The organism is Pseudarthrobacter sp. TE3704 (assembly GCF_056279405.1).
Genome location: NZ_JBWCCJ010000003.1, coordinates 491,944 through 513,036, shown reverse-complemented (window position 1 = coordinate 513,036; position 21,093 = coordinate 491,944). Strand labels below are relative to the sequence as shown.

17 protein-coding genes are annotated in these 21,093 nt (G+C 66.5%); 6 read left to right on the top strand and 11 right to left on the bottom strand.

The features are described 5' to 3' along the window. Nucleotides 1–30: 30 nt before the first annotated feature. Genes purM through ACZ9BC_RS10090 form a run of 3 tightly spaced genes read right to left on the bottom strand, consistent with a single transcriptional unit; the run spans nt 31 to nt 3,214 of the window. Complete coding sequence (gene purM, locus ACZ9BC_RS10100; protein ID WP_476245815.1) at nt 31–1,173, bottom strand: phosphoribosylformylglycinamidine cyclo-ligase; 1,143 nt, start codon at nt 1,171–1,173, stop codon at nt 31–33. After that, nucleotides 1,170–2,840, bottom strand: a complete 1,671-nt coding sequence (gene purF / locus ACZ9BC_RS10095; RefSeq protein WP_079595245.1) for an amidophosphoribosyltransferase — start codon at nt 2,838–2,840, stop codon at nt 1,170–1,172. The genes purM and purF overlap by 4 nt, the downstream gene beginning before the upstream one ends. Nucleotides 2,841–2,899: 59 nt before the next feature. Further along, nucleotides 2,900–3,214 (bottom strand): hypothetical protein, encoded by a 315-nt coding sequence (locus ACZ9BC_RS10090; RefSeq protein WP_115523663.1) that lies wholly within the window; start codon nt 3,212–3,214, stop codon nt 2,900–2,902. 240 nt (nt 3,215–3,454) lie between these two features. Between ACZ9BC_RS10090 and ACZ9BC_RS10085 the strand changes: the two genes are divergently transcribed. The 3 genes from ACZ9BC_RS10085 to ACZ9BC_RS10075 all read left to right on the top strand — a co-directional run bounded on the left by ACZ9BC_RS10085 (nt 3,455) and on the right by ACZ9BC_RS10075 (nt 7,629). After that, nucleotides 3,455–4,558 (top strand): S-(hydroxymethyl)mycothiol dehydrogenase, encoded by a 1,104-nt coding sequence (locus ACZ9BC_RS10085; RefSeq protein WP_476245814.1) that lies wholly within the window; start codon nt 3,455–3,457, stop codon nt 4,556–4,558. After that, nucleotides 4,558–5,178 (top strand): MBL fold metallo-hydrolase, encoded by a 621-nt coding sequence (locus ACZ9BC_RS10080; RefSeq protein WP_476245813.1) that lies wholly within the window; start codon nt 4,558–4,560, stop codon nt 5,176–5,178. Before ACZ9BC_RS10085 ends, ACZ9BC_RS10080 begins: the two co-directional genes overlap by 1 nt. A gap of 99 nt (nt 5,179–5,277) precedes the next feature. Continuing rightward, nucleotides 5,278–7,629: an FdhF/YdeP family oxidoreductase gene (locus ACZ9BC_RS10075; protein ID WP_476245812.1), complete on the top strand. Its 2,352-nt coding sequence runs from the start codon at nt 5,278–5,280 to the stop codon at nt 7,627–7,629. A 200-nt stretch (nt 7,630–7,829) separates the two neighbouring features. On the opposite strand, the gene ACZ9BC_RS10070 is transcribed toward ACZ9BC_RS10075, so the two are convergent. From ACZ9BC_RS10070 to uraD, 4 genes are all read right to left on the bottom strand, one after another. After that, nucleotides 7,830–10,337 (bottom strand): GcvT family protein, encoded by a 2,508-nt coding sequence (locus ACZ9BC_RS10070; RefSeq protein ID WP_476245811.1) that lies wholly within the window; start codon nt 10,335–10,337, stop codon nt 7,830–7,832. A gap of 212 nt (nt 10,338–10,549) precedes the next feature. Continuing rightward, nucleotides 10,550–11,362 carry an IclR family transcriptional regulator gene (locus ACZ9BC_RS10065; protein WP_115523669.1) on the bottom strand — a complete coding sequence of 271 codons (813 nt, stop codon included), beginning with the start codon at nt 11,360–11,362 and terminating at the stop codon, nt 10,550–10,552. Nucleotides 11,363–11,505: 143 nt separating this feature from the next. Then, nucleotides 11,506–11,844 (bottom strand): hydroxyisourate hydrolase, encoded by a 339-nt coding sequence (gene uraH / locus ACZ9BC_RS10060; RefSeq protein ID WP_476245810.1) that lies wholly within the window; start codon nt 11,842–11,844, stop codon nt 11,506–11,508. Next, entirely contained in the window at nt 11,841–12,338 is a 498-nt protein-coding gene (uraD, locus tag ACZ9BC_RS10055; protein WP_476245989.1) for a 2-oxo-4-hydroxy-4-carboxy-5-ureidoimidazoline decarboxylase, read from the bottom strand. Before uraD ends, uraH begins: the two co-directional genes overlap by 4 nt. Before the next feature lie 265 nt (nt 12,339–12,603). Here uraD and ACZ9BC_RS10050 point away from each other — a divergent pair, with 265 nt between their 5' ends. Continuing rightward, the gene (locus ACZ9BC_RS10050) at nt 12,604–13,830 is read left to right on the top strand and encodes a GAF domain-containing sensor histidine kinase (protein WP_476245809.1); all 1,227 of its coding nucleotides are present in this window, start codon (nt 12,604–12,606) and stop codon (nt 13,828–13,830) included. A gap of 49 nt (nt 13,831–13,879) precedes the next feature. Here ACZ9BC_RS10050 and ACZ9BC_RS10045 read toward each other — a convergent pair whose 3' ends face one another. The 4 genes from ACZ9BC_RS10045 to ACZ9BC_RS10030 are packed head-to-tail and all read right to left on the bottom strand — an operon-like array spanning nt 13,880 to nt 17,699. Further along, entirely contained in the window at nt 13,880–14,305 is a 426-nt protein-coding gene (locus ACZ9BC_RS10045; protein ID WP_476245808.1) for an ATP-binding protein, read from the bottom strand. Continuing rightward, complete coding sequence (locus tag ACZ9BC_RS10040; RefSeq protein WP_079595233.1) at nt 14,298–14,630, bottom strand: STAS domain-containing protein; 333 nt, start codon at nt 14,628–14,630, stop codon at nt 14,298–14,300. The genes ACZ9BC_RS10045 and ACZ9BC_RS10040 overlap by 8 nt, the downstream gene beginning before the upstream one ends. Beyond that, on the bottom strand, nt 14,620–16,590 hold the full coding sequence (locus ACZ9BC_RS10035; protein WP_476245807.1) for a glycosyltransferase family 2 protein: 1,971 nt from the start codon (nt 16,588–16,590) through the stop codon (nt 14,620–14,622). The genes ACZ9BC_RS10040 and ACZ9BC_RS10035 overlap by 11 nt, the downstream gene beginning before the upstream one ends. After that, nucleotides 16,587–17,699 carry a PP2C family protein-serine/threonine phosphatase gene (locus tag ACZ9BC_RS10030; protein ID WP_476245806.1) on the bottom strand — a complete coding sequence of 371 codons (1,113 nt, stop codon included), beginning with the start codon at nt 17,697–17,699 and terminating at the stop codon, nt 16,587–16,589. Before ACZ9BC_RS10030 ends, ACZ9BC_RS10035 begins: the two co-directional genes overlap by 4 nt. A 264-nt stretch (nt 17,700–17,963) precedes the next feature. Here ACZ9BC_RS10030 and ACZ9BC_RS10025 point away from each other — a divergent pair, with 264 nt between their 5' ends. After that, nucleotides 17,964–18,416, top strand: a complete 453-nt coding sequence (locus ACZ9BC_RS10025; RefSeq protein WP_476245805.1) for a hypothetical protein — start codon at nt 17,964–17,966, stop codon at nt 18,414–18,416. A 332-nt stretch (nt 18,417–18,748) separates the two neighbouring features. Further along, nucleotides 18,749–21,043, top strand: a complete 2,295-nt coding sequence (gene katG / locus ACZ9BC_RS10020; protein ID WP_476245804.1) for a catalase/peroxidase HPI — start codon at nt 18,749–18,751, stop codon at nt 21,041–21,043. The last annotated feature ends 50 nt before the right edge of the window (nt 21,044–21,093 follow it).

The following is a 21,093-nucleotide window of genomic DNA, read 5'->3' as shown; positions in this document are numbered from 1 at the left end:
ACAGCCGCGGAGCACCCGCGGGAGTAGTGCTTACGCGTAGGCGTTGACGAGGCGGACAGCGCCGCCGTCCACGCCCTTGGCGCCCTGGACATAGTCCGGGCCGGACTTCAGGATTGAGTCCGAATCCTCGGTGACAGTGCCCATGACCCAGGACGGGAGGCCACGGTCGTTCAGACGGGACACGGCGGCGTCGGCCGCTTCAGGGGACACGATGGCCACCATGCCCACGCCAAGGTTGAGGGTGCGCTCCAGGTCCGCCAGCGGGACGTTGCCCAGCTCGGAAACCAGCTTGAAGATGGCCGGCAGTTCCCAGGTGGCGCGGTCCACCGTGGCCACGAGCCCCTGGGGGAGGACGCGGGCCAGGTTGGCGGCCAGGCCGCCGCCGGTGACGTGGCTGAAGCCGTGAACGGCGGCGCTGCCCGTCACCGGGAACGTGCGGGCCAGGTCCAGGCAGTCTGCGGCGTAGACGCGGGTGGGCTCCAGGAGCTCCTCGCCCAGGGTACGGCCGAGTTCGGAGACCTGGCGGTCAAGTGCCCAGCCGGCGTGGTTGATCACGCGGCGCACCAGGGAGTAGCCGTTGGAGTGCAGGCCTGAGGAGGCCATGCCGATCACCACGTCGCCCGCGCGGACACGCTCCGGGCCCAGGAGGTGGTCCGCCTCGATGACGCCGGTGGCGGCGCCGGCGACGTCGTACTCGTGCTCGCCCAGCAGGCCCGGGTGCTCGGCGGTTTCGCCGCCCACCAGCGCCGTGCCGGCCACCGAGCAGGCAGCCGCGATGCCGCGGACGATGTCGGCGATGCGCTCCGGCACCACCTTGCCGCAGGCGATGTAGTCGGTCATGTACAGCGGTTCGGCGCCCACCACCACGATGTCGTCCACCACCATGCCCACCAGGTCGAAACCGATGGTGTCGTGGATGTCCATGGCCTGGGCGATGGCAACCTTGGTGCCCACGCCGTCGGTGGAGGTGGCAAGGAGCGGCTTCTTGTAGGTCAGCAGCCGGGAGACGTCGTAGAGGCCGGCGAAACCGCCCACCCCGCCGATCACCGAGGAGTTGTGGGTTGCCTTGATGGCACCCTTCATGAGCTCGACGGCGCGGTCGCCGGCTTCAACATCGACGCCGGCGGAGGCGTAGGTGATGCCGGAGTTGTTGGCGGGGCTAGCGGAAGTCATACGGACTCTTTCTTGTCAGCGCCGGCAGCGGCGTGTACGTCTGGCACGAGGTCGGCTTCGGTCAGCAGGTTTTCAAACTCGGAGTCCGGTCCGGGGTCGCAGCCGGTGGCACCGGACTTTTCAGCCGGGTCCACTTCGGGGTCCACGGCAAGGGCCGCAGTTTGGCCCGGAAGGGCGGACGGAGAGGGCTTCAGGCCGCCCAGGTCGGTGCGCTCCAAGAGGTTCTTGCCCAGCTTGTCCGAACCCGGGAGTTCGATGGGGTACTTGCCGGTGAAGCAGGCGGTGCAGAGCCGTTCGCGCGGCTGCCGGGTGGCGCCGATCATGCCGTCCTCGGAGATGTACGCCAGCGAATCGGCACCGATGGCCTGCGAGATCTCCTCGATGGTGGCGCCGTTGGCGATCAATTCCGCCCGGGAGGCGAAGTCGATGCCGTAGAAGCAGGGCCACTGGACGGGCGGGGAGGAAATCTTGACGTGCACGGCGGCGGCGCCGGCTTCCCGGAGCATCCGGACGATGGCGCGCTGGGTGTTGCCGCGGACGATCGAATCATCCACCACCACCACCCGCTTGCCGCGGATCACGGACTCGAGGGCGTTGAGCTTAAGCCGGATACCCAGCTGGCGCAGGGTCTGCGAGGGCTGGATGAAGGTACGGCCCACGTAGGAGTTCTTGACGAAGCCGTGGGCGAAGGGGATGCCGGATTCCTCGGCGTAGCCCACCGCGGCAGGGGTGCCGGATTCCGGAACCGGAATGACGATGTCCGCAACCTGGGTGTTTTCCCGGGCCAGCTGGCGGCCCATCTCCACACGGGATTCGTAGACGGAGCGGCCGGCGATGGCGGCGTCCGGGCGCGCAAGGTAGACGTATTCGAAAACGCAGCCGGCCGGCGTCGGCTCGGCGAAGCGCTTGGAACGCACGCCCTCTTCGTCGATGGCGATGAACTCGCCGGGCTCGATTTCGCGGATGAAGCTGGCGCCCACGGTTGCCAGGGCGGACTGCTCGGAGGCGACCACCCAGCCGCGCTCCAGCCGGCCAAGGACCAGCGGGCGGATGCCGTAGGTGTCCCGCGCGGCGTAAAGGGTGCCTTCGTCCATAAAGACAAAGCAGAAGCCGCCCTTGATCTTGGGCAGGAGTTCGGTGGCGGTCTCCTCGAGGGTCTTGCCCTCTTCGCCTTCCAGCAGGGCCGTGACCAGGGCGGTGTCCGAGGTGTTGCCCTGCTTCATTTCACCCGTGAGGTTGCCGCCGTTGCGTTCCAGGATCATGGCGTTGAGCTCGGCGGTGTTGGTCAGGTTGCCGTTGTGCGCCAGGGCCACGGTGCCGGTGCTGGTGGCACCGAGGGTGGGCTGGGCGTTGGCCCAGTGGCTTGCGCCGGTAGTGGAGTAGCGGCAGTGGCCGACGGCCAGGTGCCCGGTCAGGGTGTTCAGCGTGGTCTCGTCGAAGACCTGGGAGACAAGTCCCATGTCCTTGTAGACGTTGATCCGCTTGCCGTCGCTGGTGGCTATACCAGCCGACTCCTGACCGCGGTGCTGCAGTGCATACAGCCCGTAATAGGTAAGTTTTGCTACTTCTTCACCTGGTGCCCAGACTCCGAAGACGCCACAAGCGTCCTGCGGGCCTTTTTCGCCAGGGAGAAGATCATGGGAAAGTTTTCCATCGCCGCGTGCCACTGGTCGATTATCTCACGACATGGGGTATGACTTTTCCGGCCCGCCGTTTATGACCGGAGCTAGGGCTGGGGATCGGTGTCCGGCTCAGAGTCGGGAACTGACTCCACAACGGCCCGCTGCCGGCGCTTGATACTGCGGCGGTCCAGGATAAGGGCCAGCGCGGCGCCCAGGATGGCACCAAAGCCGGCAAACATCACCAAGAAAAAGCCGAAGACCGAGCCTGCATCGAAGCTGGCGTTCCCGGGAAGGCCGTACGCCACTACCGCCGCGGCCACAATCCCCACCAATGCGCCCAGGATCAGGAAGGGCACATATTTGGGGGCCCGGCGCACTGTTACTTCGCGCCGCTCGGCAGGGGGTTGTTCAGAAGCCATGGCATCCAGCCTACTGCGGGCAGCAGATTAAGCACTCCGGACTGATATATCTATTGACAGGGGCTGTGGCCACTGTCATATTTTCCTGTAGCGCTATGCGCAATTAGTTGTGTAATGCGCAATTGGTTGCGGCTGGCAAACCAGGAGGACGGCCTCGTCAGGCACATTTGCGTCAGCTAGATTGGCACGTGGTGCCGAGTCGCCGGATCCGCCCGGGTCCAGGAAAGGAACACGAGAACAATGGTCCATAAAGTTCAAGCCGTCATCGCCCGGGAGAAGGATGCCCCGGTTTCGCTGGAGACCATCCTGGTGCCGGATCCGGGTCCGGGGGAGGCGTTGGTGGATATTCTCACCTGCGGTGTCTGCCACACTGACCTGCATTACAAGCAGGGCGGCATTGGCGATGAGTTCCCGTATCTGCTGGGCCATGAGGCCACCGGTGTGGTCAGTGCTGTTGGTCCGGATGTCACCGAGGTGGCCCCGGGCGACCGCGTGATCCTGAACTGGCGTGCGGTGTGCGGTCAGTGCCGGGCGTGTGCCAAGGGCCAGCCGCAGTACTGCTTCAACACGGCCAACGCCACCCAGAAGATGACGCTGGAGGACGGCACCGAGCTGTCTCCCGCGCTGGGCATCGGCGCCTTCGCGGAGAAGACGCTGGTGGCGGCGGGGCAGTGCACCAAGGTGGACCCTGAGGTCGATGCTGCCGCGGTGGGCCTGCTGGGTTGCGGTGTGATGGCCGGTATTGGTGCGGCGATCAACACCGGTGAGGTCAAGCGTGGGGAGTCCGTGGCCGTGATCGGCTGCGGCGGTGTGGGCATCGCGGCGATCGCCGGCGCCAAGCTGGCAGGTGCCACGACGATCATCGCTGTGGACATTGATGACAACAAGATCGAGATGGCCAAGTCCCTGGGTGCCACGCATGGAGTGAACTCCAAGCAGGAGGACGCCGTTGAGGCCATCCGTGCCCTCACGGGCGGCAACGGGGCTGACGTGGTGATTGACGCCGTCGGCCGTCCCGAAACGTACAAGCAGGCGTTCTACGCCCGCGACCTCGCCGGCCGGGTGGTCCTGGTGGGCGTCCCAACGCCGGAAATGCAGCTCGAGCTGCCGCTGCTGGACGTCTTTGGCCGGGGCGGGTCGCTGAAGTCCTCCTGGTACGGCGACTGCCTGCCCTCCCGGGACTTTCCCATGCTGGTCAGCCATTACAAGCAGGGCAACCTGGACTTGGACGCCTTCGTGTCGGAGCGCATCACCATCGATCAGGTGGAGGAGGCCTTCGAACGGATGCATAAGGGCAAGGTCCTGCGCTCGGTGGTCGACCTGACGCAGAGGAGTGCAATCTAATGACCATCATAGTTGAGAACCTGGTCACCTCGGGGACGTTTTCGCTCGACGGCGGCACGTGGGATGTGGACAACAACGTCTGGATCGTGGGCAACGACGAGGAATGCGTGATCATCGATTCCCCGCATGACGCCGCGGCGATCATCAACCAGGTCCGCGGCCGGAAGGTCAAGGCCATCCTGCTGACGCACGCGCACAACGACCACATCGGCGCCGCCCGGGAAGTCGCGGACGCCGTGGGCGCCCCGATCGTGCTGAACCCGGAGGACCTGGTCCTCTGGGAGCAGGTCTACCCGGACACGAAGCCGGACCGGGAGCACCACGATGGTGACCTGTTCGAAGTCGGCGGCGCGACGCTGCGGGCCATCCACACCCCTGGCCACTCGCCGGGCTCCACCTGCTTCTACCTGGAAAGCGCAGGAACGGTCTTCACCGGGGACACGCTGTTCAACGGCGGCCCCGGGGCAACCGGCCGGTCCTACAGCGACTACCCGACCATCCTGGCCTCGATCCGGGAGCGGCTGCTGGTGCTGCCGGCCGAGACGGTGGTCCGCACCGGCCACGGTGACAACACCACCATCGGCGCCGAGCAGGAAACCCTGGCGAAGGTCGCCCAGTAGCCATCGAAGTAACAGCAGTGTCCAGCAAAGGCGCGCCAGGAACCTTGGTGCGCCTTTGCTGGTGCCAGAACTACGTATGCCGGTAAGGAAGTTGGAACAATGAAGTTCGGTAAGCAGCCCGCACCCGTTGCGGACATCAACGAGGACGACCTCGAAGTCCATAAGCCCAAGACCGAGGCGGCCGGCGTGAAGGCCGTGATGGTCGCCCTGGAACGTGCGGTGGCGCAGGCGGGTGTGACCCGCACGGCCCAGTCGTTGCTGCGGCTGAACCAGCGCGGCGGTTTTGACTGCCCGGGCTGCGCGTGGCCGGAGTCGGACAAGAAGCGCAAGGCCGCCGAGTTCTGCGAGAACGGCGCCAAGGCCGTGGCCGAGGAAAACACCCTGCGTACGGTGGGGGCGGAGTTCTGGGCTAAGCACTCGATCGCGGAGCTCTCCACCAAGACGGAGTATTGGCTGGGCAACCAGGGCCGGCTGAGTGAACCGGTGGTCATCCGCGAGGGTGACACCCACTACTCACCGATCTCCTGGGCCGATGCCTTCGAGCTGATCGGTGAGCACATGCGGGCTACCACTGCGGACCGCTGCGTGTTCTACACCTCGGGCCGGACCGCGAACGAGACCGCTTTTATGTACCAGCTGTTCGCCCGGGCGCTGGGCACCAACAACCTGCCGGACTGCTCCAACATGTGCCACGAGTCCTCCGGCTCGGCATTGAACCCGACCATCGGCATCGGCAAGGGCACCGTGTCCCTGGAGGACATCCACGATTCCGAGCTGATCTTCGTGGTGGGCCAGAACCCCGGCACCAACCACCCCCGCATGCTGTCCGCGCTGAAGGAATGCAAGGACAAGGGCGGCAAGGTGGTGGCGGTCAACCCGCTGCCCGAGGCGGGCCTGTTCAACTTTAAGGACCCGCAGACCGTCTCCGGTGTGGTGGGCGGCGGCACTCCGCTGGCTGACGAGTACCTGCAGATCAAGGTCGGCGGTGACCTGGCCCTGTTCCAGGCGCTGGGCCACCTGCTGTTGGCCGAGGAGGAACGGAACCCCGGGACCGTCGTGGACCATTCCTTCATCGCCGCCCAGACCGACGGGTTCGACGCCTACCGCGACGCCCGCAAGGAGCTGGACTGGGCCGAGACCGAGCAGGCCACCGGCCTGTCCCGGGAACAGATCGAGACCGTCGCCGGGATGCTCATCAAGTCCAAGGCCACCATCTTCTGCTGGGCGCTGGGCGTGACGCAGCAGCCGCACTCGGTGGACACCATCAAGGAAATGGTCAACGTCCTGCTGCTGCAGGGCAACTTCGGCAAACCCGGCGCCGGCGCCTGCCCCGTGCGCGGCCACTCCAACGTCCAGGGCGACCGCACCATGGGCATCTGGGAAAAACCCAAGGAATGGCTCCTCACAGCGCTCGACACCGAGTTCGGCATTACCTCCCCGCGGCACCACGGCTACGACGCCGTGGAGTCCATGGAGGCGTTCGAACGCAACGAGGTGGACGTGTTCGTCTCGATGGGCGGCAACTTCTCCCTGGCCTGCTCGGACACCGAAATGCTGGAGGCAGGGATGCAGCGGATCGGGCTGACCGTGCACATCTCCACAAAGCCCAACCGCTCCCACATCGTCCACGGCCGCACCTCGCTGATCCTGCCCACCCTGGGCCGGACCGACAAGGACGACAAGCACCCCAAGGGCGCGCAGTTCCTGTCCGTGGAGGACTCCATGTCCGTGGTCCACTCCACGCAGGGCCGGCTGACGCCGGTCTCGGAGCACCTGCTCGCCGAGCCGGTGATCGTAGCCCGGATGGCTGAGGCCACCTTTGGCCCGGACCACTCCGTGGACTGGAAGGCCATGGCCGAGGACTACGACGTGATCCGGGACCACATCGAACGGGTCCTTCCCGGGTTCGAGGACTTCAACGCCCGGGTCCGGACCAAAAACGGTTTCGTGCTGCCCAACCCGCCCCGGGACACCCGCTCGTTCGCCACGGACATCGGCCGCGGCCGGTTCACCGTGAGCCCGCTGGAATACCTCACCCCGCCGGCCGGGCACCTGGTGCTGCAGACCATCCGCAGCCACGACCAGTACAACACCACCTACTACGGCCTGGACGACCGCTACCGCGGCATCTCCGGCGGCCGCCGGGTGATCCTCATCCACCCCGAAGACCTCGCAGAACAGGGCTACAACGACCGCGACCTCGTGGACGTCGTCAGCACCTTCGGCGGCGTTGACCGCCGCGCGGAGAAGTTCCGGCTCGTGGCCTACCCCACCGCGAAGGGCTGCGCCGCCGCGTACTTCCCGGAAGCCAACGCCCTGGTCCACAAGGAAAACGTCGCCCGGGAATCCAACACCCCCGGCTTCAAGGCCATGTTCGTCCGCTTCGAACCACACACCGAAGCAGCAGCGGAGGATGCTGTCGGGGCCCTGGAGCCGGCCACGGCCGGATAACCCGCAGCTACCCGCCACAAACAGCGACGGCGGCCTTCCGGCTAGTGCGGAAGGCCGCCGTCGCCGTCTGACCTGCTGCTGAAATTCCCCATCTCTTAACCGGAAACGACGCCGACACACCGGAATGACCGGTGTGTCGGCGTCGTTCTGCACTCAAAGGCGGGGAGTACGGTGCAGCCATTGCTAGACCGCGCCGGGGCTTAGCCGCGCAGGCGCTCCATGCCCGGGTCGAACAGCGGTTCGGCGGTGACGGTGGCGGCCACCCGCCGGCCGAAGTATTCGATCTCCACGGCGTCCCCGACGTCAACGGCGGACGGCAGCCAGGCGTAGGCGATCGGCTTGCCGATGGAGAAGCCGTAGGCGGCGCTGGTGACGTAGCCCGAGGCTTCGCCGTTGACGTAGACAGGTTCCTTGCCCAGCACCACCGAGGTGCCGTCGTCGACCGTGAGGCAGCGCAGTGTCTTCGCGGCCGGCTGCGACTTGCGGCTGGCCAGCGCTTCGCAGCCCACGTACCCAACCTTGTCCTTGGCCACGGAGAAGCCCAGGCCGGACTGGTAGGGGTGGTGCTCCGTGGTCATGTCCGTGCCCCAGAGCCGGTAGCCCTTTTCCAGCCGCATGCTGTTGAAGGCGCCGCGGCCGGCGGCGATGATGCCGTGCTCCTTGCCCGCTTCGAAGAGCAGGTCCCACAGCCTCAGGCCGTATTCGGCGGTGGTGTACAGCTCCCAGCCGAGCTCGCCCACGTAGGAGAGCCGCATTGCCGTGACGGGAATGCCGCCGATGTTGATTTCCTTGGTGCGGAAGTACTTCAGGCCGTCGTTGCTGAGGTCGTCGGTGCTGACCTTGGCCATTACTTCACGCGCCAGCGGTCCCCACAGGCCGATGCAGCAGGTGCTGCCGGTGATGTCCGTGACATGCACCCACCGCGACGGGTCCCCGGCGGACTGCTTCCGGGCCTCCACGCGCAGGTAGTCGAAGTCCACGTTGCTGTTCACGCCCAGCTGGAAGTCCTGCTCGCCAAGCCGGGCGACGGTCACGTCACTGCGGATGCCGCCGTCGTCCGCCAGCAGCAGGCAGTAGGTGACTGCTCCGGGCTTCTTGGCGATGTTGCCGGTGCTGAGGCGCTGGAGCAGGTCCAGGGCTCCGGGGCCGGTGACGGCGAGCCGCTTGAGGGGCGTCATGTCGTAGAGCGCGACGGCGGTACGCGTCTTCCACGCTTCGGCTGCGGAGATAGGGGAGTGGAACATCCCGGACCACTCATCCCGTTCCGGGGCCTGCCATTCGGCGGGCAGCTCCTCCAGCAGGCCGCGGTTGGCCTCGAACCAGTGCGGCCGTTCCCAGGCTGCGGACTCCAGGAAGAACGCCCCCAGTTCCTTCTGCCGGACGTTGAAGGGGCTCACGCGCACGTCCCGCGGGGCTTCCCGGGGCTGGAGCGGGTGCAGGATGTCGTAGATTTCCACGAAGTTCTGCTGGGATGTTTCGCTGACATAGGCGTCGGAGGTCTGCACCTTCTCGAAGCGGGAAATTTCACAGCCGTGCAGGTCGGTGCGGGACTCGCCTTCCACCAGCATCTCGGCCATCGCCTTGGCCACGCCGGCGGAGTGGGTGACCCACACGGCCTCCGCCACGAAGAACCCTTCGACGTCGGGCGATTCGCCCATGAGCGGGCCGCCGTCCGGGGTGAAGGAGAAGATGCCGTTGAAACCGTCGTTGATCTGCGTCGCGTGCAGGGCCGGCAGCAGGTCCTGGCAGTCCTCCCAGGCGGGGGCGAAGTCTTCCAGGGTGAAGTCCAGGCGGGAGGGCATGTTGTGGTCCGACATCTCACCGGCACCGACGCGCGGCAGCCGTTCCATGTCCACGGGCATGGGCTTGTGCGCGTAGCTGCCGATGCCGATCCGGTTGCCGTGCTCACGGAAGTACAGGTCACGGTCCTGGTAGCGGAGGATCGGCTTGCTGGCGCCGTTCGGAAGCTCATTGACGTCCCGCAGCCCCTCGAGCGGAGTGGTCTTGACGTACTGGTGCGCCAGGGGAAGGAGCGGCACCTGCATGCCCACCATCTTGCCGAGCTCGCGGCCCCAGAACCCGGCGCAGGACACCACGATGTCAGCCGGGATCACGCCGTCGGGGGTTTCAACACCGGTGACCTTGCCGCCCGACTGCTCGATGCCCGTGACCGGTGTGGAGCCGAGGAAGGTCACGCCTGCCGCGCGGGCTTTGGCGATGAGGAGCTGGACGGCGCGGGCTGCGGACGCCAGGCCGTCCGAGGGGACATACAGGCCGCCCAGGACCCGCCGCCCGTCGGCCAGGGCTCCGCTGTTCAGCAGCGGCCAGTGCTTTTCGCATTCGTCCGCGTCGATCAGCCGGCCGTCGACGCCCCAGGAGGTGGCGTAGCCAAGCTTGCGCTTCAGGTCCTCGAGCCGCGCCTCGGTGGTGGCCAGCTCGAGCCCGCCCACCTGGTTGAAACAGGAGACGCCGTCGGCGCTGAGCGAGAGCAGCTTGTTCACGGTGTAGGTGGCGAACTCCGTCATGGTCTTGGACGGATTGGTCTGGAACACCAGGCCCGGTGCGTGCGAGGTTGACCCGCCTGCCAGTTCCAGCGGGCCCTGCTCGACGACGGTGATGTTGGTCCAGCCGCGGCCGGCGAGTTCGTCGGCAAGGTTGGTGCCGACGATGCCGGCTCCGATGATGACAACGCGTGGTGATGCGCTCATGGTCTGTAGTTCTCCTGGGTGGCGTGGGCGGGAGCTGGCTGTCGTGGGGATAAACGCGCCCGCTCGCCATGAGCAACACGCATCACCATATGCAACACCGTGACGGAGCGCACAGGAGATGTCAAGGGCTTCGTCCTTTGTTGCTTGTTAAACACCGCAGGGCTGCGGCCCTCCGCTGTCACGCGAAGAACCGCAGCCCGTCTCGAAGTGGTTCAGCGGCCGCCGGTGTAACCCATCTTTGCGCTGATCTGCAGTCCCGCCTGCTTGAGGGCATCTATGAGGCCGGGCGTCTCCTCGGGAATGAAGCGGAAGGCCGGTCCCGAGATGCTCACGGCCCCGACGACGACGCCCAGGTGGTTGAAGACCGGAACGGCGGCAGCCGTCAGGCCGATCTCGAACTCCTCATTTACCACCGCGTAGCCGTTCCGGGCGACGTCGAGTAGCTGGGTTTCCAGCTCTTTCCTGCTGGTGATGGTCCGCGGAGTCCGCGCCGACAGGCCAGTTTCCTTCAGGATCCGGTCGCGCTCGTCCGCGCTCAGGGCGGCCAGCAGGATCTTCCCGCTGGACGTTGCGTGCAGGGGTGTCAGGCTGCCCACCCAGTCGTACGTGGCGAGCGTTGACGGGCCCATGGCCTGGTCCACGTTGACGGCGTAGTTGGAACGCAGGACGGCCAGGTTGACGGTTTCCTTGAATTCCAGGGCCAGGCTCTCCAGCACGGGCCGGGCTTCCTGGACCAGGCTCAGCCGGCCGGGTATGGAGCTGGCGAGGCGCAGGATGCCGAACCCCAGCTGGTATTTGCCGCGGTCGCTGTTCTGGTGGACCATCTCGCGGCTCACCAGGGATCCCATCAGCCGGGAGACGGTGGACTTATGGATCCCCATTTCTTCGGCGATTTCGCTCACGCCGGCATGGCCTTCCCGGGCCAGGATCTCCAGGACGGTCAGTGCCCGTTCCACGGATTGGACTCCGCCGTGCTGGGTGCCCTCGGTGTCGGCGTCGGATTCAAGGTCATTGTTCGAAGCCATGATCCACTCTCACGTAGTTTCTGCGGCTCACTGCCCGCCACAAGGCTGCAAAGCGGCCCCTCGGTTAGTCTCCTTCCTGATCCTATGACGGGATCTGTGACGGGGCCGACATTGCGTTAATCCGCTTGACGCCGCCGCCCGCCCTAACTGCCCCGGTAGGTGGAGTAGGCGAACGGGCTCAGGAGCAGCGGCACGTGGTAGTGCTCGGGCCCGGTAACTTCGAAGACCAGATCCACTTCCGGGAAGAATGTGGCCGTCTGCAACCCGGCGTAGTAGTCGCCCGTGGCGAAATTGAGTTTGTAGTGGCCGGGTTCCAGCTGCTCGGGGCCCAGGTCTTTCGCCCTGCCGTCCGCATCGGTGCTGGATGCTGCCAGCCGGCGCCAGGTGCCGCCGTCGTTCTGGGAAAGGACGACGGCGACTCCGGCCGCCGGGCGTCCGGCGCCGGTGTCGAGGATGTGGGTGGTGACGTGGGAGACGCTCATTCGGTGATCAGTCCTTCCAGCCGCAGGACGGCGATTTCGCGCAGCTGCTGGGCCACGATGGTGTCCTCCTGGGAGGCGGTGTTGGTGAGGCGTTGGTTGAGGGACTGCAGGATTTCCGGGGCTGTGCGACCGGCAGCGCGGATCAGGAAGACCCGGCCGAACTTTTCCTCGTAGTCCCGGTTGCCCTTGGCCAGGGCCTCCGCGGCCGCGGCATCGGCGGGGTCCACGCCGGCCTGCTCGGAACGGGACATGGATGCCTCGGTGGTGCCCGCCGTCGGGCGTTCCCCAATCCGCGGATGGTGCGCCATCGCTGATTCCACCTCGGCGGAGGTGAACGGGTTGGCCGCTTCCGACGCGAAGGCCAACAGGGCTTCCTTGCTGGCGAAGGGCCGGGCGGCAGCGACGATATCCACCCATCTGGTGATGTCGATACAGGGCCGGAGGGTGTCCGCGGCGGCGGCCGGGTCCGCGGTGTTGAATTCGGCAAGCTTCATGCTGGCTGGTTCCTCGGTACGAATGCTGGCATCCATGGTGACGGCTATGCGGAGGCCGGACTTCCCGGCACCCGGCAGCGGTGACACCGCAGCCAAGCTTCCGCATCATGGAACTGTTATTTCAGCATACGTAATATCTAAGGGCAGTCAACGACTGGTGTCAAGAGAGTACAACAGCTCTTCCGCGCAGCCGGTATTATCGCGGAGGGGCCGCAGGCCGTGTCAACCAATAGTGGAATATCAAATGAATATGGACGGGGCGGCTATGCAAATGCTGACCGAACAGGATGCCGGGCGGGACGTTGACCTGCGGGAGTACGGGCTGGTGCCCGCGAGCCCCGGGACCATACCGGCGCTGGTCGATGACCGGGCCCAGCGTGCCCTCAATAACCTGGTGCGCCTCGCCGCATCGTTGTGCGGAGTCCCGTACGGCGTGGTCAACATCATCACGTCCAGCCAGCAGCTGCAGGTTGCTGCCTCTGGAATAGACCCCGGCATCTGCTCGCGCGAGGATTCCATGTGCGCCACGGTGTTCATGGGCCCCGGCACCACCGTGGTACGTGACGCATCCCAGGACCCGCGCTTCGCGGCCAACCCGTTCGTCACGGGGGAAATTGCCGATGTCCGCTTCTATGCGTCGGTGCCGCTGAGAACCTCAACCGGGCTGGTGCTGGGCTCCCTGTGCGTGTTTTCCACGCAGGCTGCGCTTCCCACGCCGGATCAGATAGACCTGCTGGAGGTGCTGGCGCAGCAGGCAGTTGAGCTCTTCGAGCTGCAGCACCGCACCCTCCAGTTGAACGACGCCCTGGCTGAGCTCCGGCGCAGCAACGCCATGCTGGCGGAGTTCGCGGGACGCGTCAGCCATGACCTGCGGACACCCCTTACCACCATCCTGGGATACGTGGAGCTCGCGGAAGATGATCCCGGCGTCGCACCGGACCATCCATCCATGGAATACCTGGGGCTGATCGCCAGTGGCGGACGGCGCATGCTCGGAACCCTTGATGACGTGCTGGATTACTCCCGCACGGACGGCTCGCTGAACCGGGAGCGGGTGTCCCTGCTGGCGGTGACGGCGGAGGCTGCCCAGGATCTTGGCGTGGACCTTGGGCTGGGCAGCGGAATCCTGTGTGAAGACGCAGAGCTGTTTGCCGATCGTGCGCAGCTGCGCACCCTGGTCCAGAACCTGCTGGCCAACGCCATGAACTACCGCAGCCCGCAACGGGCCCTTGAGGTCGCGGTGACTGCCGGCACCTGCCCCCGCGGGGTCACCGTGCACGTGGCGGACAACGGCAAGGGCATCCTGCCGGCCGACCGGGAGCGGGCCCTGCAGCCACTGGTCCGCTTGAACCGTCCCGGTGACGGCCCCGGGACCGGTCTTGGCCTGGCCACGTGCCGGCGGATCGCCCAGTCGCACGGGGGAGAGCTGGCCATCAGTGAGACGCCCGGCGGCGGCACCACCGTATCGGTGCACTTTCCCGCCGTTTCCTGAAGCGCGAAGGGCGCCGGCCCGGGTGCTGCCCGGGCCGGCGCCCACATTCCTAGTCCCGGGACGAGGTCCGCAACAGTACCCAGGTGTTGGTGCCGTCCTGCCGCTCGAACGTGACGGTAGTGACCAGCGCCTCAATGAGCGCCAGTCCGCGGCCGGACTCAGCATCCTCGCCGGGCGCCCCGGGTTCCATCAGGCCGAACGGTGGCTTGGCGTGGTACGCGCTGACGCGGGCCTGCAGCACGGTGGGCCGGACTTCGATGTCCACGCCCAGCTCCACGGGGTCCTGCCCGGCCGGCTCCGCGTGCTGGACGATGTTGGACGCGGACTCGATCACCGCCGTCGTGAACGTCATCTGGTCCATGTCCCCGACGAACGGGACGTCCAGCCAGAGGCTGTCCAGGTCGTTGTGGACTGATTCGATGGCGTCCTCCGCAGCCAGTCCCCGGTAGCTGCGCGAGGCGAGGACCTCAGTCATTGCTGAACGCCTCGGCGGCTGAGGCATAGGCGGTCAGCACCTTGTCCATGCTGGTGAGCTGCAGGACCATCTTGACCTGCGGCTGGACGGCCGCGATGCGGAGGTCGCCGCCTGCCTGGCGGGCCGCCTTGAGGCAGCCGATCAGCGCGCCGAGCCCCGAGGAATCCATGAATGCGGTGTTCTCCAGGTTCACCACGATCCGGTTCGACCCGCCGGCGATCACGTCGGTCACAAACTCGCGCAGCTTGGGCGCGGAGACCATGTTGAGCCGCCCGTCCGCCTTGACCTCCGCATATGAGTCCTTGACCTCATAGCTAAACTCCATCGGGATTCCTCTCTGTGTTTGTAGGTTCTGCGGCCGGTTCGTAGCCCTTGTAGAGCACGGCCCGGACCAGGATGCTCATGACCACCAGGTCGAAAATGACCCAGGCCACATTGACCAGGGTGCCCAGCGGTTCCGCCAGTCCGGTGGCCAGGCGGATGATGCCGACGACGGCGGCCACGGCAAGCAGGACTGACACCACGATCTGGGGCTGGATGAGGCTCCAGCTGGGTCCGCCGCTTTGGCGGGCTTTGGGGGTGACGGCGAACCCGAGGGGACGGCCGAACCACACGTTCCGTGCCGCCGTCGAACACGCCTTGATCCAGGTGGGGAACAGCGCCAGGCTGTACTGCTGGCCGCGCCACGTGGGGATGCCGCGGCCGGCGACGGCGAACAGGATCTGGTTGACCACCATGAACGGGATGAACCGGACGAAGAAGTCCCAGCTGAGGCTGGTGACCGGCAGGATGCCCAGCAGGAGGTAGATGATGGGGGCCGCGAAGTAGATGACCGCCGCATAGCCGCTCAGGTACGTCCACATGGTGGCGAAGTACATCAGCCGCTGGCCGAGCTTGAGGCCCTTCTGCACCAGCGGGTTTTCCCGGAGCAGCACCTGGATGGTTCCCTGTGCCCAGCGCAGCCGCTGGGTGAGCATGGTCTTCAGGTCCTCCGGGGCCAGGCCGTAGGCGAGGACCTCGTGGTGGTAGACGCTCTGCCAGCCCATGGCGTGCATGCGCATGGCGGTTGCCATGTCCTCCGTGACGGAGATGGTGGCCAGCGGCATCACCGGCTGGGCTTCGTCGTTGCGTTCCACGGAGAGCGCGTCCAGGACGGCCTGGACGGATTCCAGGGCGCCCAGCGGAGACCAGTCGCGGCGGGACATCCGCTGGACGGCGTCGTCCGCCACCACGGGCACGCCCGATTCGCCCACATGGGCGAGTTCCATGGCGGCGATTTCCTCCAGGTCGGACTGCAGCGCCTCCACATCGGCCAGCACCAGGGTCTGGACGGCGGCGTCCACGCGGCGGCGGACCCGGTAGGTGATTTCGCCCAGCGGCTGGCCGGCCTCGAGTTCCTGCTGGGCTTCGCGGGTGGCTGCCTCCACTTCGTCCAGCACCTCGGCCACCAAGGGTGTTTCCACGTCGGCGGACTTTCGGGCCTGCCTGATGGCCGAGCGGGAGGCCGCCAGTGCGCGGCGGATGCTCTTCTCGGTTTCCTTGACATAGCCCACCAGGCCGAGCTGCATCAGGGCTTCGCGGCGCAGGATGGCGTTGGAGCCGCAGAAGAAAGCGGCGTTCCAGCCGTCCTTGCCCTGCTGGATGGGGCCGTAGAACAGGGGCGCCTGGCTGCCGAGCGGATCATCGGCGGGAACGTTGCTGAAGTACTGGGGCGTCTGGACCAGGGCCACCCGGCGGTTGTTGAAGTAGCCGAGGGTCTTTTCCAGGATGTCCGGCTCGGGGATCTGGTCCGCGTCCAGGATCAGGAGGAACTCCCCGTCCGTCTGCATCAGTGCGTTGTTGAGGTTGCCGGCCTTGGCGTGCCGGGGGAGGTCCGGGGTCCAGTCCCCGCTGCGCGTGACGTAGCCCAGCCCGTGCTCTTCGGCAAGGGCCTTGAGCTCGGGGCGGGCGCCGTCGTCCAGGATCCAGGTGCTGTGCGGGTGCCGGATTTTCTGGGCGGCCAGCGCGGTGGTCATCACCATGTCCAGGTCTTCGTTGTATGTGGTGATGAAGACGTCCACGGTGGCGTCCGCGGGAGGCGGCGGGGCACCCTTGCGGATCTTCAGTTTCCAGACCGTCATGCCGAAAAGCATCACGTCGATGAGGCTGTAGGTTTCGGCGATCACCAGCGGCAGCGCGATCCACCAGGCGTCCCAGTTCAGGGAGGCCGCCCAGCGCCAGGCAATGTAGTTGAGGCCGGTGAGGACGGTCAGCACCACCACCAGCCGCGTCCAGAAGCGGGTCATGCACCCACCTCCTGCGGCAGCCGGCGGACCACCACCACCGTGACATCGTCCTCGGCGGTCTCGGCCGGGGCGAGGGCCATGATGGCACTGCTGGCTGCCTGCGCGGAGTCGTTGCCCTGCGTTGCCTGCTGGACAGCCGTGGTGAAGTCTTCCACGGAGTCGAAGACGTCCAGCACGCCGTCGCTGACCACCACCAGGGAGTCCCCGGGGGCAAGTTCCAGGCCGGATTGCGGCCACTGCGTTCCTGCCCAGGCGCCGACGGGCGGGCCGCCGGAGGGGAGGCGGTGTGCGGTCCCGCCGGACTGGACGTGCAGCGCAAGCCCGTGTCCGGCGTCGACATAGCTGACGTTCCCTGACGCAGCGTCAAGGCGGGCGTGGAACAGGGTGACGAACGAGTTGGATGAATCGAGGTCCGTGGCGATGGCCTTGCTGGCGGAGGCGAAGGCCCCGTCAAGGTCCTGCCGGTGCCCGGTGGACCGCATGACGGCCCGGACCGTTGCGGCGATCAGCGCAGCACCCATGCCCTTGCCCATGGCGTCGGCGAAGGTGAGGTGGAGTCCTTCGGGGGTCTGGTACCAGTCGTAGAAGTCGCCGCCCACGCTGCGGGACGGGCGGAAGACGCCGGCAACGTCGTAGCCTTCCACGCGGATGTCTTCCTTGGGCAGCAGGCTCTGCTGGACTTCGGTGGCACGCTCCAGCTCACTGCGGGCCGCGGAGTCCGCCGCGGCGGAGGGCCGGCGCCGGAACAGGGCGTTGATCCGCGACTGGAGTTCGCGCGGGCTGAACGGCTTGCTGATGTATTCGTCCGCGCCGTTGTCCAGGCCGGTGAGCTTGTCCAGCTCATCGGCGCGGGCTGTCAGCATCACGATGAAGGCATCAGAGAACTCGCGGAGCAGCTTGCACACTTCCAGGCCGTCCAGGTCCGGCAGGTTCAGGTCCAGTGTCACCAGGTCCGGCTGGCTGCGGCGGACTTCCTCCACTCCCACCAGGCCAGCAGCCGCGTGGGTTACCTCGAAACCCTGCTTCGTCAGGACACGGACCAGCAGCCCCCGGATGTCCGGATCGTCCTCGATCACGACGGCGCGGCGGAGTTCGGGGGGAGAGACCATTCCTACTTTCTACAGTATTAACCGTCCTGCGGCATGTCACACGCGTACAAAGTGCGAAGCAGCCTTCGTATACGCCGGAAGCCTCCCATTCCCGGGTTCGACCCGGGTGCGGGGAACCCTGCAGGGATCTTTCGCAAATCTTGGGATGCACTTGCCCGGACATTGAGCAAGGGCCGGGACACTCGTAGCCAGGCAGCAGTCTCCGCGGGCGGGTCAAAGGCGACCCGCCCGCGGGCTGGACGGCTTGGGGAAGGCAAGGCGGCTATGGCACACCACAAATTCAGGAACCACAAAGTGGCGCTCGCCGCTGCGAGGCCGGATGCGTCCGCGGGGGACGGGGCCGCGCCCGAAGTGTCCCCGGTGGATGCAGCCGCGAAGCCCGAAGTTCCGATGGAGCACGCAGCCGCGAGGCCCGCCGTCGGACTCGACCTCATAGTGCGGGAGGTACTGGCGGCCGGCGCGGGCAAGGCCAAAGCGCTGCTGCGCCTCTACCTGCACTCCCGGAAGGTCCGGGCCGCCGCCCAAGCACTGGCCGAGGCGCTGGCTGAATCCCGGGACGTCTGGAACTGGCCCGGGGACCGGCTCCCGGTGGGGGCGGAAATGTCCCAGCAGGTGGAGAAACTGACCCGCCGCCTGAAGCTGGAAACTGAGGCACATTACCGGCTTGAGGCACTTTTCAGGACTGCGGCCGGGGGCCGTTCCGTCCCGGCGCTTTAAGTGCAACACTTAGGAGCAATCGAGTGGCTGGGGGATACAGTCAGGAGATTGCCATGGGTTGGTGGACAGGTTGGGCGTACCTTATTGCCGGCCTAATGACAGTTGACGCGCTGCTCCTGGCGTTGTGGGCGATCGATGAAGACTGGCCCGGCAAATGGTGGAAGAAACCATAACACCCTCCCCGTGATTCCTGGTCCCGGCAGTGCACCGGGCAAGCGATCGTTTTCCATGCCCAACTGGACTCTCGCTGTGGCTTCCGCTCATGGTCAAATAGGAGGGTTGAACCGGCTGCCCGAGTCCGACCACGGCCTCGGCCATATGGAAGGAAGCACATGACCGATCGTCAGGACCACCCCCCGGTCCCTACCCCGGGAAGCGCCCAGGGCCTGGACAGCAAGGTTGAGGGTGGCTGCCCGGTTGCCCATGACAGCGTGACCTCGCACGGCAGCGAGAGCGAAAATCCGGCTATCGATTCGCCGCAACCCAAGGCTCACCGGCCGCGGACCGTCGCCGACTGGTGGCCGAACCAGCTCGACCTCTCCGTGCTCCACGCGCACAACCCGGCCGGCAACCCGCTCGGCTCCACTTTCAGCTACCGCGAGGAATTCCAGAAGCTCGACGTCGAGGCCCTCAAGCAGGACATCATCCAGGTCCTGACCACCTCCCAGGACTGGTGGCCGGCGGACTTCGGCCACTACGGCGGCCTGATGATCCGGATGAGCTGGCATGCCGCCGGCACCTACCGCGTCCACGATGGCCGCGGCGGTGCCGGGGACGGCAGCCAGCGGTTCGCGCCGCTCAACAGCTGGCCGGACAACGCCAACCTGGACAAAGCCCGCCGGCTCCTGTGGCCGGTGAAGCAGAAGTACGGCCAAAAGCTCTCCTGGGCAGACCTTCTGGTCCTCGCGGGCAACGTGGCCCTCGAATCCATGGGTTTCAAGACCTTCGGCTTCGCCTTCGGCCGCGAGGACGTGTGGGAGCCCGAGGAAATTTTCTGGGGCCCGGAGGACGCCTGGCTCGGCGACGAACGCTACATCGGCGAAGGCCAGATGGCAGAGGACGTGGGCTCCACGGAGATGGGCCTGATCTACGTCAACCCCGAGGGTCCGATGGGCAACCCGGATCCCAAACTCGCCGCAGCGTTTATCCGCGAGACGTTCAAGCGGATGGCGATGAACGACGAAGAGACCTTCGCGCTGATTGCCGGCGGACACACGTTCGGCAAGACCCACGGCGCCGCTGAGGCCGACGCGCATGTGGGTCCCGAGCCGGAGGCTGCCAATCTCGAGACGCAGGGGCTGGGCTGGCTCAGCACCTACGGCAGCGGAAAGGGCGGCGATACGATCACCTCCGGCCTGGAGGTCACCTGGACGGACCTGCCCACCCAGTGGAGCAACCGCTTCCTGGAGATCCTGTTCGAGTACGAGTGGGAACTGGTCAAGAGCCCGGCCGGAGCCCACCAGTGGGTGGCCAAGGATGCCCCGGAGATCATCCCGGACGCGCACGACCCCGCGAAAAAGCACCGGCCCACCATGCTGACCACCGACCTGTCGCTGCGCTTCGACCCGGTCTACGAGGAAATCGGGCGGCGCTTCCTGAAGAACCCCGACGAGTTCCAGCTCGCCTTCGCCAAGGCCTGGTACAAACTGCTGCACCGCGACATGGGACCCGTCGGCCCGCACATGCTCGGACCGTGGGTCCCGGAGGCCCAGCTCTGGCAGGACCCGGTCCCGAACGTTGACCACGAGCTGGTCGGCGAGGAGGACATCGCCTCGCTGAAGGCACGGCTCCTGGACTCCGGCCTGACCGTCCCGCAGCTCGCCGGCACGGCGTGGGCCGCGGCCTCCACCTTCCGCAAGACCGACAAGCGCGGCGGCGCCAACGGTGCCCGGATCCGGCTGGAACCCCAGCGCGGCTGGGAAGTCAACGAACCGGAGCAGCTGGCCACCACGCTGCAAAAGATCGAGGCGGTGCAGCAGGAGTTCAACTCGGGCCAGGCCGGGGGCAAGAAGGTTTCGCTGGCGGACCTTATTGTGCTCGGTGGCTGCGCAGCGGTAGAGAAGGCGGCGAGGGACGCCGGGTTTGCCGTCACCGTGCCGTTCCGGCCCGGCCGCACCGACGCCTCCCAGGACCAGACCGACGTCGACTCGTTCCAGTACCTGAAGCCGCGCGCGGACGGGTTCCGCAACTACGTGCGCCCCGGCGAGAAGCTCCAGCCGGAGACCCTCCTGCTGGACAAGGCGTTCATGCTGGACCTGTCGGCACCGGAAATGACGGTGCTCGTCGGCGGCATGCGCGCCCTCGGCACCAACGTGGGCGGTTCCAGCCACGGCGTCCTCACCGACAGGCCGCAGGTCCTGACGAACGACTTCTTCGTCAACCTGCTCTCGCCGGGGACCAAATGGAAGGCCTCGGAGGGCGAGGAGAACGTCTACGAGATCACCGACGTCTCCACTGGCGAGCTGAAGTGGACGGCCACCCCGGTGGACCTGGTCTTCGGGTCCAACTCGCAGCTCCGGGCCCTCGCAGAGGTCTACGCGAGTGAGGACGCCGGGGAGAAGTTCGTTAACGACTTCGTGGCGGCCTGGGTGAAGGTTATGGAGCTGGACCGCTTCGACCTGGGCTGACCCCTAGGCACTGGATAGTATGTCCGGGCCGGCTGCACCTGCGGCCGGCC